The organism is Pseudomonas sp. efr-133-TYG-5 (genome assembly GCF_030209175.1).
In the GTDB taxonomy this organism is placed as follows: Bacteria; Pseudomonadota; Gammaproteobacteria; order Pseudomonadales; family Pseudomonadaceae; genus Aquipseudomonas.
Window position 1 is genome coordinate 612,639 of the sequence record NZ_JARVSM010000004.1, and the last position, 16,288, is coordinate 628,926.

At 62.6% G+C, this 16,288-nt stretch carries 12 protein-coding genes; 2 read left to right on the plus strand and 10 right to left on the minus strand.

All coding sequences use genetic code 11. The annotated features are described in order from the left end of the window. Positions 1-46: 46 nt before the first annotated feature. The 7 genes from dbpA to betI form a co-directional block, all read right to left on the minus strand. A complete protein-coding gene (gene dbpA / locus QRN70_RS17660) occupies positions 47-1,384 on the minus strand; it encodes an ATP-dependent RNA helicase DbpA (RefSeq protein ID WP_285419372.1) in 1,338 nt (445 codons plus the stop codon). Positions 1,385-1,597: 213 nt separating this feature from the next. Beyond that, complete coding sequence (mdtD, locus tag QRN70_RS17665; protein ID WP_285419223.1) at positions 1,598-3,037, minus strand: multidrug transporter subunit MdtD; 1,440 nt, start codon at positions 3,035-3,037, stop codon at positions 1,598-1,600. 140 nt (positions 3,038-3,177) lie between these two features. Next, a complete protein-coding gene (locus QRN70_RS17670; protein ID WP_285419224.1) occupies positions 3,178-4,515 on the minus strand; it encodes a TldD/PmbA family protein in 1,338 nt (445 codons plus the stop codon). After that, entirely contained in the window at positions 4,515-5,957 is a 1,443-nt protein-coding gene (locus tag QRN70_RS17675) for a TldD/PmbA family protein (protein WP_285419225.1), read from the minus strand. The genes QRN70_RS17670 and QRN70_RS17675 overlap by 1 nt, the downstream gene beginning before the upstream one ends. 283 nt (positions 5,958-6,240) lie before the next feature. After that, positions 6,241-7,944, minus strand: a complete 1,704-nt coding sequence (gene betA, locus QRN70_RS17680) for a choline dehydrogenase (protein WP_285419226.1) — start codon at positions 7,942-7,944, stop codon at positions 6,241-6,243. 180 nt (positions 7,945-8,124) lie between these two features. Next, positions 8,125-9,597: a betaine-aldehyde dehydrogenase gene (gene betB, locus QRN70_RS17685; protein ID WP_285419227.1), complete on the minus strand. Its 1,473-nt coding sequence runs from the start codon at positions 9,595-9,597 to the stop codon at positions 8,125-8,127. An 89-nt stretch (positions 9,598-9,686) separates the two neighbouring features. After that, positions 9,687-10,280: a transcriptional regulator BetI gene (gene betI, locus QRN70_RS17690; RefSeq protein ID WP_285419228.1), complete on the minus strand. Its 594-nt coding sequence runs from the start codon at positions 10,278-10,280 to the stop codon at positions 9,687-9,689. 225 nt (positions 10,281-10,505) lie between these two features. On the opposite strand from betI, the gene QRN70_RS17695 reads away from it, so the two are divergent. Continuing rightward, the gene (locus QRN70_RS17695) at positions 10,506-10,643 is read left to right on the plus strand and encodes a hypothetical protein (RefSeq protein WP_285419229.1); all 138 of its coding nucleotides are present in this window, start codon (positions 10,506-10,508) and stop codon (positions 10,641-10,643) included. A gap of 120 nt (positions 10,644-10,763) precedes the next feature. Further along, a complete protein-coding gene (locus QRN70_RS17700; protein ID WP_285419373.1) occupies positions 10,764-12,704 on the plus strand; it encodes a BCCT family transporter in 1,941 nt (646 codons plus the stop codon). 220 nt (positions 12,705-12,924) lie between these two features. Here the strand turns inward: QRN70_RS17700 and choV are convergent, their stop codons facing one another. The 3 genes from choV to QRN70_RS17715 all read right to left on the minus strand — a co-directional run bounded on the left by choV (position 12,925) and on the right by QRN70_RS17715 (position 15,956). Continuing rightward, on the minus strand, positions 12,925-14,103 hold the full coding sequence (choV, locus tag QRN70_RS17705; RefSeq protein WP_285419230.1) for a choline ABC transporter ATP-binding protein: 1,179 nt from the start codon (positions 14,101-14,103) through the stop codon (positions 12,925-12,927). Next, positions 14,100-14,945, minus strand: a complete 846-nt coding sequence (gene choW / locus QRN70_RS17710) for a choline ABC transporter permease subunit (RefSeq protein ID WP_285419231.1) — start codon at positions 14,943-14,945, stop codon at positions 14,100-14,102. Before choW ends, choV begins: the two co-directional genes overlap by 4 nt. A 66-nt stretch (positions 14,946-15,011) precedes the next feature. Further along, a complete protein-coding gene (locus QRN70_RS17715; RefSeq protein ID WP_285419232.1) occupies positions 15,012-15,956 on the minus strand; it encodes a choline ABC transporter substrate-binding protein in 945 nt (314 codons plus the stop codon). Between the last annotated feature and the right edge of the window lie 332 nt (positions 15,957-16,288).

Here is a 16,288-nt window from a genome sequence, read left to right on the forward strand (position 1 = left end):
TTCCCACGCAGAGCGTGGGAACGATCAACTTTTGTTGGAAGATCGCTTACAGGACGCGAACACGCAGCGAACGGCCCTTGATCTTGCCGTTGTTCAAGCGCTGCAGCGCCTGCATGACCACGGTGCGCTCAACCGCCACATACGACTGGAAGTCGAAGATCGCGATCTTGCCCACCTGCGCGCCCGGGATGCCGGCATCGCCGGTCAGTGCGCCGAGAATGTCGCCCGGACGCACTTTGTCCTTGCGCCCGCCGGCGATGCACAGCGTGCTCATCGGCGGCTGCAGCGGCGCGCCGCCCTGGGACTTGAGGTTGTCGACCTGATCCCAGTTCAGCGGGGCTTTCTGCAGTTGTTCGATGGCCTGCGCGCGATGCGCCTCGGACGGCGCCACCAGGCTGACCGCGATGCCTTTCTCGCCGGCACGCCCGGTACGGCCAACGCGGTGAATGTGGATTTCCGAGTCGCGGGCCAGTTCGACGTTGATCACCATGTCCAGCGCATCGATGTCCAGGCCGCGAGCGGCGACGTCGGTGGCGACCAGGACCGAGGTGCTGCGGTTGGCGAACATCGCCAGCACCTGATCGCGGTCACGCTGCTCCAGGTCGCCGTGCAGGCCGACCGCGGAAATGCCCTTGGCGGTCAGGTGATCGACGGTTTCCTGAACTTGCTGCTTGGTGAAGCAGAACGCTACGCAGGAGGCCGGGCGGAAGTGGTGCAGGACCTTGGTCACGGCGCTCATGCGTTCTTCCGGGGCAATCTCGTAGAAGCGCTGTTCGATCTGCGTGTCGTCGTGGAACGCTTCGGCCTTGACCGTCTGCGGGTCGCGCATGAACTTCGAGGCCAGTTGCTTGATGCCCGCCGGGTAGGTGGCGGAGAACAGCAGGGTCTGCCGGCGCGCCGGGGTCTGCTCGATGATGTCTTCGATGGCGTCGTAGAAGCCCATGTCGAGCATGCGGTCGGCTTCGTCGAGGATCAGCGTATTGAGGCCGTCGAGCACCAGCGAACCCTTGCGCAGGTGCTGCTGGATGCGTCCCGGGGTGCCGACGATGATGTGCGCGCCGTGCTCCAGCGAAGCGATCTGCGGGCCGAACGACACGCCGCCGCACAGGGTCAGGACCTTGATGTTGTCTTCGGCACGGGCCAGACGCCGGACTTCCTTGGCGACCTGATCGGCCAGCTCGCGGGTCGGGCAGATCACCAGCGCCTGGCAACCGAAGTAGCGCGGGTTGATCGGGTTGAGCAGGCCGATGCCGAACGCGGCGGTCTTGCCGCTGCCGGTCTTGGCCTGGGCGATCAGGTCCATCCCCTTGAGGATCACCGGCAAGCTTTGCGCCTGGATCGGCGTCATCTGCGCATAACCGAGAGATTCGAGGTTAGCCAGCATGGCGGCGGACAGCGGCAAAGTATTAAAAGCGGTGGCGATGGTGGTCACGGGACTGGCCTGCAAAACAAAATGTCGCGCAGTGTAGCAGCCCCGTGCCACTTTCCTCGAAAGTTCTGGACGAACAGCGACTCGATCACCAGCACCTGGCGATCAAACCGCTGGCGAGGGAACGGGCTCGCGCGCCGCACCCGCCGTCCCCAGTTCGGCGTTTGTTCAGTGCTCGATGTGTTCGTCCGGGTGTTCCTGCGCACGTTTGGCGCGCCGGCCGTCTTCTTTCGACAGCTGCGAGAAAATCGTCGCCGCCAGCATCGCCATGATCCCCACCGTGACAAAGGTCAGCTGGAACGCGCCCAGCACGGTTTCCACGCCGTCGTTGCCGATCTCCGCCGTGAAGCCGCCCAGCAGCGCACCGGCGCAGGCCACCCCAAGACTCAACGACAACTGCGCCACCACCGAGAGCAGACTGTTGCCGCTGCTGGCGCTGGCATCGTCGAGGTCGATCAGGGTCACGGTGTTCATCGCGGTGAATTGCAGCGAGTTGATCGCACCGAGAATCGCCAACAGGCACAGCAGCAGCCAGTACGGCGTCTGCTCGCTGACCAGGCCCATGCTCGCCAGCATGATGCCCAGCGCGAGGGTGTTGCCGGTGAGCACGATGCGATAGCCGAGGCGTTCGATCAGCGGGCGCGCCATCCACTTGGCGAACATCGCCGCGCCAGCCAGCGGCAGCATGCTCATCCCCGCCTGCGACGGCGAGTAACCCAGCGCCACCTGCAGCAGCAACGGCACCAGGAACGGCAGGGCACCGCTGCCCAGCCGGGCGAACAGGTTGCCGATAATGCCGACGGCGAAGGTGCGGGTCTTGAACAGCGAAGGCGCGAACAGCGGGTTCTCGACACGTCCGGCGCGCAGCCAGTACGCCGCGAGACAGGCCAGACCGCCGAACAGCAGCAACATCACCCGCAGGTGCGGCAGGTGCAGTTCGCCCAGGCCTTCCATGGCGATGGTGATGAGGATCATCGCCGCGCCGAACAGCAGGAAACCCAGGCTATCGAAACGCGTGCGCTCGCTGCCGCGCAGGTCGGGAATGAATTTCCATACCGCGTAGCAACCGATGACGCCCACCGGCAGGTTGATCAGGAAGATCCAGTGCCACGTCAGGTACTGCACCATCCAGCCGCCCATGGTCGGGCCGATCAACGGGCCGAGCAGGCCGGGGATGGTGATGAAACCCATGATCCGCACCAGTTCCGAACGCGGATAGGCGCGCAGCACCACCAGGCGTCCGACCGGCAGCATCAGCGCACCGCCGAGGCCCTGGATGATGCGCGCGCCGACCAGCATGGTCAGGCTGCTGGACAGGGCGCAGAGCAGCGAGCCGAAACTGAACAGCAGGATCGCGCCGAAGAAGATTTTCTTCGTGCCGAAGCGATCGGCGATCCAGCCCGAGGCCGGAATCAGCAATGCCACGGTGAGCATGTAGGCGATGACCACGCCCTGCATGCGCAGCGGGTCTTCGGCCAGGTCCCGGGCCATGGCGGGCAGGGCGGTGTTGAGGATGGTCCCGTCGAGGGACTGCATGAAGAAGGCGATGGCGACGACCCACGGCAACCAGCGGGCGGTGATGGCGTCGAGCGGTGGGCGGTTGGGCATGGAACCTCTGAGAGTGTGGGTCAGGCGGAACACTACCCTGTGGGAGCTGGCTTGCCAGCGATGGCGGACTTTCAGACAAAGTTATGTTGAATCTGATGTCCTCATCGCTGGCAAGCCAGCTCCCACAGGTATTTGCGGTGTTACAGGGTCAAGGTCAGTCGGCTCACCAGCGCCCCCGGCAGCAATGCCGACGAGGTATTGCGCTGGCTATAGGTGCTCGCCGACAGCAGCAACTCGCGCTCGGCGGTCAGGGCCTCCAGTTGCGAACCCAGCAGGCTGTAGGCGCTGTCGTCGAAGCGCATGGTGCTGACCGGCGCCTGGATCTCGCCGTTTTCCACCCAGAACGTGGCGAAGCGGGTCATGCCGGTCAGGCGTGCCGCCGGTTGATCCGAGTAGTTCAGGTACCACAGGTTGCTGATGTACAACCCGGTACCCAACTGCTTGAGAACATCCGCCTGCGGTAAGTCACCGGCGGCCATGGTCAGCGCGCTCGGCGCTTCCCCGCCGCTGGCGCCGTTGGCCGTCAGGCCGTACTCGGCGGCGCTGCGCGAACCGACCAGTTGCGCGCCCGCCTTGCCTTCGACAATCAGGCGCAGATCGCTGCGTGGATAGCCTTCGCCGGAAAACGCCGGACTCAGCGAGTCGCTGACTTTTTCGTCGAGGGACACCAGCGCACTGAACGCCTGATCGCCGGCGTACAGCTTCTGCAACGGGCTGCTCTTGCTGGCAATCGACTGCGCGGAAAACCCGCCCCAGCACAGCATGCCCATGATTTCTTCGAGCGCCGCCGGTGCCAGGTAGGCGCGGTACTGCCCCGGCGCCAGGGTGCGCAGCGGGCGACCGAGGAACTCCAGTTGCTCGCGCGCCTGCTGGATGCGGCGGGCGAAATCAGCGCTGTTCCAGTCGTGCCCGGCATAACTGGCCTTCACGGCCTGGCCGTTGTCGTGGAACAGGCTGAAGTCGAAGTTGAAGCTGTTGGCCTGGTGCCAGCCGAAGGCCCCCGAAGAGCTGGCAAAACCGCGGGCAATCGGGCCGGCGGCGTAGATGCCGACCAGATCGAGGCCTTGCGCCGCCTCGGCGATCTGCGCCACGACCTGTTCGGTGTCCGGCAGCGGATGCTCCTGCACGTGCCGGCTCTGCCAGCCGTTGTGGTTGAGCAGCAGGTACGGATCCTGTGGCAGCAGCGGCAGGGTTTCGCGCAGTTGCTGCAAGCCTTCGGCGAGGCGTTGCAGATCGGTTTCCTGTTCGCCCGAGAGGGTGATCTGCAGGTCGGCATGGCGACCGTCGTTGATCAGCTTGAGGCTGACGCTGGCCTGCTGCACTTGCCCGGCCTGGCGCACCCTGGCGTGATTGAAGCGCACGAAAGCGGAGGATTCGGCGGCGTGGCTGAGGGTGAATTGCTCCGGCTCGCGCACGGTGTCCTGCAGCCAGTTGACCAGTACCTTGAAGGCCTCGGCCTGACTCTTTACGTTAGCCATCAGGCGTCTCCCCCAAACACATCAACGTTGCTGAATACGCAGGCCGGCGAAGCGTGGCCGACGCGGATCACCTGGTTCGGTTCGCCCTTGCCGCAGTTCGGCGTGCCCAGCACCTTGACGGTACTGGCATCGCCGACGGCGCGCAGGCTTTTCCAGAATTGGGCAGAGATGGCCCGGTAGTTCGGGTTTTTCACCACGCCCTTGAGCTCACCGTTTTCGATCAACTGGCCCCATTCGCAGCCGAACTGGAATTTGTTGCGCGCATCGTCGATCGACCACGAGCGATTGGTGCTCATCAGGATGCCGTGCTCGATGCCCTCGACCAGTTGCCCCAGGCTCTGGTCGCCCGGCTCGATATTGAGGTTGGCCATGCGGTCGATCGGCGCGCGGTTCCAGCCGCAGGCGCGGCTGTTGGCCACGCCGTCGAGGCCGGCGCGGTGTTGCGAGAGCGCGCCACCCAGCGGCCGCAGCAGCAGGCCCTGGCGAATCAGGAATTGCTTGCTGGCGACACTGCCATCGTCGTCATGCGCGTAACTGGCAAGTTCTTCCGGGATGCCCGGATCGAAGGTCACGTTGAGCAACGGCGAGCCGTACTGCAGGCTGCCGAAGTCGCTGGTCTTGACGAAGCTGGTGCCGGCGTAATTGCGCTCGTCGCCGAGGATGCGGTCCAGTTCCAGCGGGTGACCGATGGACTCATGGATCTGCAGCATCATCTGGTCGGGCATCAGCAGCAGGTCGCGCGCGCCTTGCGGGGTGTTCGGGGCAAGCAGCAATTGCAGCGCCTGGTCAGCCACCTGCGGACCGGCGCCGACCAGGCCGCAGCGGCTGATGACGTCCGCGCCGCCCTGCTGGCCGAAGTTTTCGCGACCGAGGCTGCGGGTCTGGCTGTCGCTGCCGTCGTAGGCGGTGACGCTCAGGCCCGGGTAGACGAAGCGCTGGGCCTGGCGCAATTCGGCCCCGGCGCTGCTCAGGTAGATCTGCTCGACGTGAGTGATGCCGACGCTCACCTCCCAGTTCACCAGGCGCTCATCCTTTGGCACCGAGGCGGATTCCGCGCCGAGCAGCTCGAAGCAGTCGCTCAGGGACGGAAAGGGTTGTTCGAGATTGGGTGAAAAGTAATCGTTGCGGTCGCTGGAAACCGCCTGGTCGCGCAGGTCGAGCAAGGCGTACGGCTTGATTCGCCGGGCCTGCTGTTCGGCGCGCTCGAGGGCGGCCTGCAGGCCTTGCTGCGACAGGTCGTTGGTGGCGGCGTAGGCCTCGACACCGTTGACCCGCACGGTCAGCATCGCCCCCTCGTCGCGGCTCAGGCTCGGCGGCTCGGCAACGTTCTTGCGCACCGACAGGTACTGGCCGGACTCGCGCACATAGCGCAGGGAAAAGAATTCAGCGCCCGTGCGCAAGGCAGCGAAGCGCTGCTTGAGCTGGGGGTGGAAATCGAACATTCGGAAACCTCCTTGTCATGGAGTAGCGGGGCGAAGCGATTCGGCGGGGAGGGGTGAAACGATTGCGCGAGGACTAGAGTAGGCCTGCGTGGGGGTAGGATCAAGTGAAGAGGGGGTGTAGGGGGATTTACTGTGAACCAGGGAGAGAGGTGTAGATTTGCAGGGCCTCATCGCTGGCAAGCCAGACTCCCACAGGTTTCTCGGTGACCACAATATCTGTGAACGACGCAAAACCCTGTGGGAGCTGGCTTGCCAGCGATTAGCCGTGACGCGGTATCAAGTCTTACTGAGCAGCAGGCGTGACATCACGCATCGGCTTGCCCTTCACCGGCGCACCGCCAGCAACGTAGTAGGCGGCGGTGCTGCGCGGCAGCGGCTTGCGGCCACGGATCTTGTCGGCGATTTTCTCGGCCATCATGATCGTCGGCGCGTTCAGGTTGCCGGTGGTGATGATCGGCATGATCGAGGCATCGACCACACGCAGGCCCTGCATGCCATGCACGCGACCTTCGCCATCCACGACCGCCATGTCGTCGGTGCCCATCTTGCACGAGCAGGACGGGTGGAACGCGGTTTCGGCGTGCTCGCGGATGAACTTGTCCAGTTGCTCATCGGTTTGCACTTCGATGCCCGGGCTGATTTCACGGCCGCGGAAGGCGTCCAGGGCAGGCTGCTGCATGATTTCCCGGGTCAGGCGGATGCCGTCACGGAATTCCTGCCAGTCCTGCTCGGTGGCCATGTAGTTGAACAGGATGCTCGGGTGCTGGCGCGGATCCTTGGATTTGACCTGGATGCGGCCACGGCTCGGCGAACGCATGGAACCCATGTGCGCCTGGAACCCGTGCTCTTTCACACCGTTGCTGCCGTTGTAGTTAATCGCCACCGGCAGGAAGTGGTACTGGATGTTCGGCCATTCGAACTCTTCGCGAGTACGGATGAAACCGCCGGCTTCGAACTGGTTGCTGGCGCCGATGCCGGTGCCGTTGAACAGCCACTCGGCACCGATGGCCGGCTGGTTGTACCAGAGCAGCGACGGGTACAGCGAAACCGGTTGGGTGCAGGCGTATTGCAGGTACAGCTCGAGGTGGTCCTGGAGGTTTTCACCGACGCCCGGCAGGTCGTGGACGACCGGGATGTCGAGGCTTTCCAGCAGTTTTGCCGGGCCGACACCGGAGCGCTGCAGAATCTGCGGCGAAGCGATGGCGCCGGAGCACAGCAGGACTTCCTTGCGTGCCTTGGCTTCAACGCGCTCTTCGGCCGAGCCGACCAGGTAACGCACGCCGACCGCACGCTTGCCTTCGAAGAGGATCTTGTCGGTCAGGGCGTGGGTGACGATGGTCAGGGTCGAACGCTTCTTGGCGATGTCGAGGTAGCCACGGGCGGTGGAAGCACGACGGCCGTTCGGCGTGACGGTGCGGTCCATCGGGCCGAAGCCTTCCTGCTGGTAACCGTTCAAGTCTTCGGTGCGCGGGTAACCGGCCTGCACGCCGGCTTCGACCATGGCGTGGAACAGTGGGTTGTTGCCCGCCTTCGGCGTGGTCACGCTGACCGGGCCGTCGCCACCGTGGTAGTCGTTCGGGCCGATGTCGCGGGTTTCCGCTTTACGGAAGTACGGCAGGCAGTCCAGATAGGTCCAGTCTTCCAGGCCTGGCAGTTTCGCCCAGCCGTCGTAGTCCATGGCGTTGCCACGGATGTAGCACATGCCGTTGATCAGCGAGGAACCGCCGAGGCCCTTGCCGCGACCGCATTCCATCCGGCGACCGTCCATGTGCGGCTCCGGATCGGTTTCGTAGGCCCAGTTGTAGCGACGGCCCTGCAGCGGGAACGCCAGGGCGGCCGGCATTTGTGTGCGGAAGTCGAAACGGTAGTCAGGGCCGCCTGCTTCGAGCAGCAGCACGGTGACGCCTTCGTCTTCAGTCAGACGGGTCGCAAGTGTGTTACCGGCCGAGCCGGCACCGATGATGATGTAATCGAATTCTTGGGACATTGAATGCACCCTCTTTAGATGTGGTCAGGCAGGACCTCAGCGAGTGCTGCGCACTCGAGTCGCTGGCAAGCCAGCTCCCACAAGGATTGGGAGTAGCCACAGACTTGCGGGACGACTCCAAACCTGTGGGAGCGGGCTTGCCCGCGAAGAGGCCCTCGCAGGCAATACAAGACTCGGGGCTTAGAAAACCGAGACGTAATCGCCCAGCTCGACCTGTACCGATTTGATGCGTGTGTAGTTGGCCAGCGAGCTGATGCCGTTCTCACGGCCGACGCCCGACTGCTTGTAACCGCCCACCGGCATTTTCGCGTCGGACTCGCCCCAGGCGTTGATCCAGCAGATACCGGCTTCCAGTTGATGAATCACGCGGTGTGCGCGGTTCAGGTCCTTGGTGACGATACCGGCGGCCAGGCCGAAGTCGGTGTCGTTGGCGCGGCGGATCACTTCTTCTTCGGTCTCGTAGGTGAGGATCGCCATCACCGGGCCAAAGATTTCTTCACGGACGATGGTCATCTCGTCGGTGCAATCGGTGAACACGGTCGGCGCGACGAAGGCACCTTTGGCGAATTCGCCGTCGGTCAGACGCTCGCCGCCGCACAGGACACGGGCACCTTCTTCCTTACCCTTGGCGATGTAACCCAGCACGCTTTCCATGTGGGCGAAGCTGACCAGCGGGCCGAAGTTGGTGTTTTCGTCTTCCGGGTTGCCGATGCGAATGCGCGCTACGCGCTCGACGATCTTGGCTTCGAAAGCGGCTTTCAGGTGGCTCGGGACGAATACGCGCGTACCGTTGGTGCAGACCTGACCGGAGCTGTAGAAGTTGGCCATCATCGCGGTGTCGGCGGCGCGATCGAGGTCGGCGTCGTCGCAGATGATCAGCGGCGACTTGCCGCCCAGTTCCATGGTCACGTCTTTCAGCGACGAAGCCGAGGCGCTGGCCATGACTTTCTTGCCGGTGTCGGTGCCGCCGGTGAAGGAGACTTTCTCGATGCGCGGGTGCTCGGTGAGCCAGGTGCCGACTTCGCGGCCGCTGCCGGTCAGCACGTTGAACACACCGTTCGGCAGGCCGGCTTCGGTGTAGATCTCGGCCAGTTTCAGGGTGGTCAGCGAGGTGACTTCGCTTGGCTTGAAGATCATCGCGTTACCGGCGGCCAGGGCCGGTGCGGATTTCCACAGCGCGATCTGGATCGGGTAGTTCCACGCGCCGATACCGGCGACCACGCCCAGTGGCTCGCGACGGGTGTAGACGAAGGACGTGTCGCGCAGCGGGATCTGCTCGCCTTCGATCGCTGGCACCAGGCCGGCGTAGTATTCCAGTACGTCGGCGCCGGTGACGATGTCGACGTATTTGGTTTCGGAGAAGGCTTTGCCGGTGTCCAGGGTTTCCAGCGCAGCCAGCTCATCGTTGCGCTCACGCAGGATGTCGACGGCACGGCGCAGGATGCGCGAACGCTCCATGGCGGTCATCGCGGCCCAGATTTTCTGGCCCTTTTCGGCGCTGACCACGGCGCGTTCGACGTCTTCCTTGGTCGCGCGCTGCACCAGTGCGAGGACTTCACCGTTCGCCGGGTTGATGGCTTCGAAGGTGGCATCGCTGCCGGCGTCGGAGTACGCGCCATCGATGTAGAGTTTTTGCAGTTCGAAACGGGCCATAGTGTCCTCGCAAGTGCATTAGTGGTTGGCGTTGACCACCGCGATGCAACTGCGGTGGCGGTTCAGGGGCCGAGCGTTTTCTCTGTGCTCTAACTCACCTGCTTGGCCAATTGGAAATCCATGTATTCGTAAGCGATCTGTTGCGCCTGCGCGGTGTCGAAAGCGTCTCCCGACAGCGCGCCGCGCAACCACAAGCCGTCGATCAGGGCTGCCAGTCCACGGGCGGCGCTGCGCGCATCTTCGAGCGGCAGCACCCGGCGGAACTCGCAGCACAGGTTGGAATACAGACGGTGATCGTTGATCCGCTGCAACCTGTGCAAAGACGGCTGGTGCATGCTGGTGGCCCAGAAGGCCAGCCAGGTTTTCATTGCCGGGCCATTGACCTGGCTGGCGTCGAAGTTGCCTTCGATGATCACCTGCAGATGGGCCCGGGGGCTGTTATCTGCCAGCGCCTGACGGCGCGCGGTGACACTCTCGCTGAGGGCGGTCATCAGATACCGCATCGTGGCGGCGATCAGGCCGTTCTTGTCCTGAAAGTAATGACTGATGATGCCATTCGAGACACCGGCCAAACGGGCGATCAGCGCAATGCTGGCGTCCCCCATTCCGACCTGATCGACCGCTTGCAGCGTGGCTTCGATCAGTTGTTGGCGGCGGATGGGTTGCATACCGACCTTGGGCATCTTGCACATCTCCTTAGGCCTTCCGAGCGGCGAATGACGTCGATCGGATTGAGGGCCAGTCTATTTTGTTTTGATTGAACGTTCAATCAACAAAGAATAAGATCTGCGACAAATCGTCGCTGCCTACAGATTTTTTCTGCTTGTAAATGGCGATAAACCGACATCCGAAAAAGCTTGAAACCTGCGTGGGGCATGGCGCGGTTCGCTGTTCGATGGACGTGTTGAATGGGCAAGACGCTCGACGCCAGGTTTCGGATGAACGTCCAGACCATGGCCGCGAAAGCGATTCGCAACGCCATTTCGGCAGGTTCAGGCTTTATTTCGGGGTGTCTTTATATCACCCGCCGGTCGGCTGCCAACTAACCGATTGGTCGGGTTCCGTGTTGCCTTGTGTTCTTCTCTCGCACTGCCTGGAGCATTTGTGCCATGAGTTCTGCCTCGCTTATAAAGACCCCGCCCGAGAAGGTGACGGTCAACGGTTGGGTGTTCTACACCTCTACCGCGCTGATTCTGTTGTTGACCGCCATTCTGATCATCGCCCCGCAAGAGGCCGGCAGAATGCTGGGAGTGGCTCAGGCCTGGTTGTCGCGCAGCTTCGGCTGGTACTACATGGTGGTGATCGCCGCCTACCTGGTGTTTGTGGTGGGCCTGGCGTTTTCTTCGTACGGCAAACTCAAACTGGGCAGCAAGGACGATACCCCGGATTTCAGTTACGGCGCCTGGGCGGGGATGCTGTTCTCGTCGGGTATCGGTATTTCGCTGCTGTACTTCGGCGCTTCCGAGCCGCTGGACCACTATTTCAATCCACCGGAAGGCGCGTCGGCCACCAACCTGGCTGCGCGCCAGGCCGTGCAACTGACGTTCCTCCACTGGGGCCTGCACGGCTGGGCGATCTACGCCCTGGTCGGTTTGGCGGTGGCTTATTTCGCTTATCGGCACAACCAGCCGCTGGCGCTGCGTTCGGCGCTGTATCCGCTGGTGGGCGAGCGTTGGGTCAAGGGCGGCGCCGGTCACGCGGTGGACGGCTTCGGCATGTTCGTGACCCTGCTGGGTCTGGTGACCAACCTGGGGATCGGTTCGCTGCAAGTGTCCTCGGGCCTGGAAAACCTGTTCGGCATGGAACACAGCAACACCAACCTGCTGATCGTGATCATCGTGATGAGCACCGTGGCGACCATCGCGGCCGTGTCCGGCGTGGAAAACGGCATTCGTCGTCTGTCCAACCTGAACATCGTGCTGTTCAGCGGCCTGCTGATTTTCGTCCTGCTGTTCGGCCCGACCCTGCACCTGCTCAACGGCTTCGTGCAGAACATCGGCGACTACCTCAACGGCGTGGTGCTGAAGACCTTCGACCTGTATGTCTATGAAGGCGACAACGCCAAGTCCGATCGCTGGCTGGGCCTGTGGACCCTGTTCTACTGGGCCTGGTGGATTTCCTGGGCGCCATTCGTCGGTATGTTCATCGCGCGTATTTCCCGTGGCCGTACCGTGCGCGAACTGGTCGCCGGCGTGCTGCTGATCCCGCTGGGTTTCACCCTGGCGTGGCTGTCGATCTTCGGTAACTCGGCGCTGGATCTGGTGATGAACCAGGGCGCGGTGGAACTCGGCAAGACGGCGCTGGAACAGCCGTCGATGGCGATCTACCAATTGCTGGAGCATTACCCAGCGTCGAAAGTCGTCATCGGTGTGTCGATCTTCGTCGGTTTCGTGCTGTTCCTGACTCCGGCCGACTCCGGCGCGGTGATGATGGCGAATCTGTCCTGCAAGGGCGGCAACGTCGACGAAGACGCGCCGCACTGGCTGCGGATCTTCTGGTCGGTGGTGATCACCCTGGTGACCATCGGTCTGCTGTTCGCCGGTAACTTCGAAGCCATGCAGACCATGGTGGTGCTGGCCGGTCTGCCGTTCTCGGTGGTGCTGGTGTGCTTCATGTTCGGCCTGCACAAGGCGATGCGCCAGGACATGCAGATCGAACAGGAGCAGGCGCAACTGGCCGAGCGCGGTCGTCGCGGTTTCAGCGAGCGTCTGACCCAGCTGGACCTGCAACCGAGCCAGTCGGTGGTGCAGCGTTTCATGGACAAGCAGGTCAGCCCGGCGCTGGAAGACGCTGCCGTACAAATGCGTGCCCAGGGTCTGCAAGTGCAGACGCTGCTGGGCAAGTCCAAGCGTTGCATGGGCGTGCGCGTCGAGATGGAGGAGGGCAACCCGTTCGTCTACGAAGTGAGCCTGGACGGCTATCTGGCAACGCCGACCGAATCGGCCCAGTCCGATGAAGCGCGCCAGCGTTACTACCGCGCCGAAGTGTATCTGCACAACGGCAGCCAGGATTACGACCTGATGGGCTTCACGCAGGATCAGATCACACGCGATGTGCTCGATCAGTTCGAAAGCCATCGGCAGCTCCTTGGCCGGGTCTATAGCTGAGTGGTAAGTGACGCGGTGTTGCAGTGAAACCGCGCCGCCTTCTTCGCGGGCAAGCCCGCTCCCACACCGTTGGCGTCGCACACAAATAATGCGAACACCACCGAACCTGTGGGAGCGGGCTTGCCCGCGAAGGGGCTATCAGATGCACAGATGAATTACTCGATGTCCCGATAAACAAAAACGCCGCGATCGTCTCGCGGCGTTTTTGTGTCTGCTCTCTTTATCCCAGGTTCTTGCCCAGCAGCGCGTGATACAGCTCGCTGTCGCCGAGAATCCCCACCACATGGTTGTTGTCGTGCAGCACCAGTTTGTTGCCGGTCTGGTAGCGGATTTGCAACGCGTCGCGCATGCCGATGTTCGAGTCGACCAGAGTCGGCTTGCGCTCCAGGCCTTCCACCGCTTGCCCCGGCACCCAGTTCTGCAGGTTCAGCACCGAGCCGTTCTGCCGGGCGCCCTTGATGGTGTTGCCCTCGGCCAGGTCCAGCCACGAGTCGCCGCCCGGATCCAGGCACACCGAACCGTTGATGCGCTTGCAGTTGTCCAGCGTGCGCATCAGGCTGCGGCCACAGAGGACGTTGAGCGGGTTGGTGTGAGCGACGAAGGTGCGCACGTAGTCGTCCGCCGGGTTCAGCACGATTTCTTCCGGCACGCTGTACTGGATGATCCGGCCGTCTTTCATGATCGCGATGCGGCTGCCCAGTTTGAGCGCCTCGTCGAGGTCGTGGCTGACGAACACGATGGTCTTGCTCAGCTTGCGTTGCAGTTCCAGCAATTCGTCCTGCAGGCCCTGGCGGATCAGCGGGTCGAGGGCCGAAAACGGTTCGTCCATCAGCAGGATATCGGCGTCCATCGCCAGGGCGCGGGCCAGGCCGACGCGCTGCTGCATGCCGCCGGACAGTTCGTCGGGCTTCTTGTTGCGCCATTGCGTCAGGCCGACCAGTTCGAGCTTGTCGTCGACCAGTTTGCGCCGTTCCTTTTCCGGTCGACCCTGCATTTCCAGGCCGAAACTGATGTTCTCGCGCACCGTCAGCCACGGCATCAGGGCGAATTTCTGGAACACCATGGCGATGCGCTTGGTGCGCATCATCTTCAGCTCGGCGGGGGTGCACGAGGCGATGTCGATCTGCTTGCCTTCGTGCTCGACGAACAGCTTGCCGCGGCTCACGGTGTTGAGGCCATTGATGCAGCGCAGGAGGCTCGACTTGCCGGAGCCGGAGAGGCCCATCAGCACGCAGATCTCGCCCTTGTTGATGTCCAGGCTGGCCTTTTCCACGCCGACGATCTGCCCGGTCTTTTTCAGGATCTCGTTGCGGGTCATGCCCTGATCCAGCAGCTTGAGCGCCTCGCGCGGATCCTTGGAGAAGATTACGTCGACGTCTTCGAAGCGAATTATGCTCATGCGTCACCCCCTACTTTGGCGTCGGGTTGTTTGCAGATACGGTCGAGCATGATCGCCAGCAGTACGATCGCCAGGCCTGCTTCGAAGCCCAGGGCGATATCAGCAGTGTTCAGTGCGTTGACCACCGGTTTGCCGAGTCCGTCGGCGCCCACCAGTGCCGCGATCACCACCATCGACAGCGACAGCATGATGCACTGGGTGATGCCGGCCGCGATGCTCGGCATGGCGTGGGGCAGTTCGATCCGTGACAGCAGTTGGCGCCGCGAGCAGCCGAAGGCCTTGCCGGCGTCCATCAGTTCTTGCGGGACATCGCGGATGCCCAGGTAGGTCAGGCGGATCGGCGCGGCGATGGCGAACACCACCGTGGAGATCAGGCCTGGCACCACACCCAGCCCGAAGAGGGTCAGGGTAGGAATGAGGTAAACGAAGGTCGGTACGGTCTGCATCAGATCGAGTACCGGACGCATTAAAGTGTAGAACATCGGCTTGTGCGCGGCGACGATGCCCAACGGCACGCCGATGACCACGCAGACCAGGGTGGCGAACATGACCTGGGCGAGGGTTTCCATGGTTTCCTGCCAGTACCCCAGGTTGAGGATCAGCAGAAACGAGGCGACGACGAATGCTGTCAGGCCCCACTTGCGCTGGATGAAGTGGGCCAGCAGGGCGATGAGGCCGATCAGCACCAGCGGGTTGAACCAGGTCAGCGCAAACGTCACGCCGTGGATCATCGTTTCCAGTGTCACGGCGATTGCGTCGAAGGTGCTGGCGCCATGTTGCGTCAGCCATTCGACGAAGCCCGCGATGTACTGGCCTAAAGGGATTTTCTGATCAATCAGCATGGTAGTGAACGTCCGCATGCAAGGAAATAAACAGCCCGGGTGGGCGAGCCCACCCGGCATAAGCGATTACTGAAGCTTGGCTTTCACGGCCTCCAGGCCAGGTTTACCGTCAATGGTGGTCACGCCAGCGAGCCAGGTATCGAGCACTTGTGGGTTCTTTTTCAGCCAGGCCTTGGCGGCCGCGTCAGGCTTCATCTTGTCGTCCAGGATGTTGCCCATCAGTTCGCTTTCCATGTCGACGGTGAACTCCAGGTTCTTCAGCAACTGACCGACGTTGCTGCATTCCTCGACGTAGCCCTTGCGGGTGTTGGTCGCCACGGTGGCCGCACCGAAGTCCGGGCCGAAGAAGTCGTCGCCGCCGGTCAGGTATTGAATCTTGAAGCGCTTGTTCATCGGGTGCGGCGCCCAGCCGAGGAAGACCACGGCGGTGTCGCGTTTCTGCGCGCGGTCGACCTGCGAGAGCATGCCCGCTTCGCTGGACTCGACGACCTTGAAACCGGCGTCCTTGAGACCGAAGGCGTTCTTGTCGATCATGCTCTGGATCAGGCGGTTGCCGTCGTTGCCGGGCTCGATGCCGTAGATCTTGCCGTCGAGCTCTTTCTTGAATTTGGCGATGTCGGCGAAGTCATGCAGGCCCTTGTCGTACAGCGCCTGCGGCACGGCGAGGGTGTACTTGGCGCCCTTGAGGTTGGTGCGCACGGTTTCCACGGTGCCGGCGTCGCGGTAGGCCTTGATGTCGTTTTCCATGGTCGGCATCCAGTTGCCGAGGAACACGTCCATGTTCTTGCCGTCGGCCAGCGACTTGTAGGTCACGGGCACGGAGATCATGGTGGTCTTGGTCTTGTAGCCGAGGGAATTGAGCACGAAGCTGGTGGTGGCGGTTGTCGCGGTGATGTCGGTCCAGCCGACATCGGAGAAGTTGACGGTACTGCACTGCGCCGGCTCTGCGGCTTGAGCCAGTAACGGCAGACTCAGCATGGCGGCCAACAACAACGACGGGGAACCTTTCATGGATGGACTCCTTGGTGTTTTTTTTGGCAGTGTTCCGACTGGACCACCGCACTTATAGGTTGCGGTTGGATGGCGTTCTGGAGACAGCTCTACCACGGCGCCTTGCAATCGAGTCGATACGATCATGTACCAGTGAAAATCTGACGCCTACAGGGTGCGTCGTATCCAGTACAGGGATGGTCGCATCCAGTGTCAGTGACGTCGTTTACAGCTTTTTTCTGCCCCGTTTGGCCATCTGAACCGCATAAAAACGGCGAAAACAGGGGAGAAAACCGGCACGGCGTTGGTGAGCATGAGTGCGTCGGTGTCAGACGCCGAACGACCCGACAAAA

What these genes read in the sequence shown, in the direction of transcription:
- dbpA (WP_285419372.1), bottom strand. Translation starts at nt 1,384, where the DNA reads ATGCTGGCTAACCTCGAATCTCTCGGTTATGCGCAGATGACGCCGATC.
- mdtD (WP_285419223.1), bottom strand. Translation starts at nt 3,037, where the DNA reads ATGCCCAACCGCCCACCGCTCGACGCCATCACCGCCCGCTGGTTGCCG.
- QRN70_RS17670 (WP_285419224.1), bottom strand. Translation starts at nt 4,515, where the DNA reads ATGGCTAACGTAAAGAGTCAGGCCGAGGCCTTCAAGGTACTGGTCAAC.
- QRN70_RS17675 (WP_285419225.1), bottom strand. Translation starts at nt 5,957, where the DNA reads ATGTTCGATTTCCACCCCCAGCTCAAGCAGCGCTTCGCTGCCTTGCGC.
- betA (WP_285419226.1), bottom strand. Translation starts at nt 7,944, where the DNA reads ATGTCCCAAGAATTCGATTACATCATCATCGGTGCCGGCTCGGCCGGT.
- betB (WP_285419227.1), bottom strand. Translation starts at nt 9,597, where the DNA reads ATGGCCCGTTTCGAACTGCAAAAACTCTACATCGATGGCGCGTACTCC.
- betI (WP_285419228.1), bottom strand. Translation starts at nt 10,280, where the DNA reads ATGCCCAAGGTCGGTATGCAACCCATCCGCCGCCAACAACTGATCGAA.
- QRN70_RS17695 (WP_285419229.1), top strand. Translation starts at nt 10,506, where the DNA reads ATGGGCAAGACGCTCGACGCCAGGTTTCGGATGAACGTCCAGACCATG.
- choV (WP_285419230.1), bottom strand. Translation starts at nt 14,103, where the DNA reads ATGAGCATAATTCGCTTCGAAGACGTCGACGTAATCTTCTCCAAGGAT.
- choW (WP_285419231.1), bottom strand. Translation starts at nt 14,945, where the DNA reads ATGCTGATTGATCAGAAAATCCCTTTAGGCCAGTACATCGCGGGCTTC.
- QRN70_RS17715 (WP_285419232.1), bottom strand. Translation starts at nt 15,956, where the DNA reads ATGAAAGGTTCCCCGTCGTTGTTGTTGGCCGCCATGCTGAGTCTGCCG.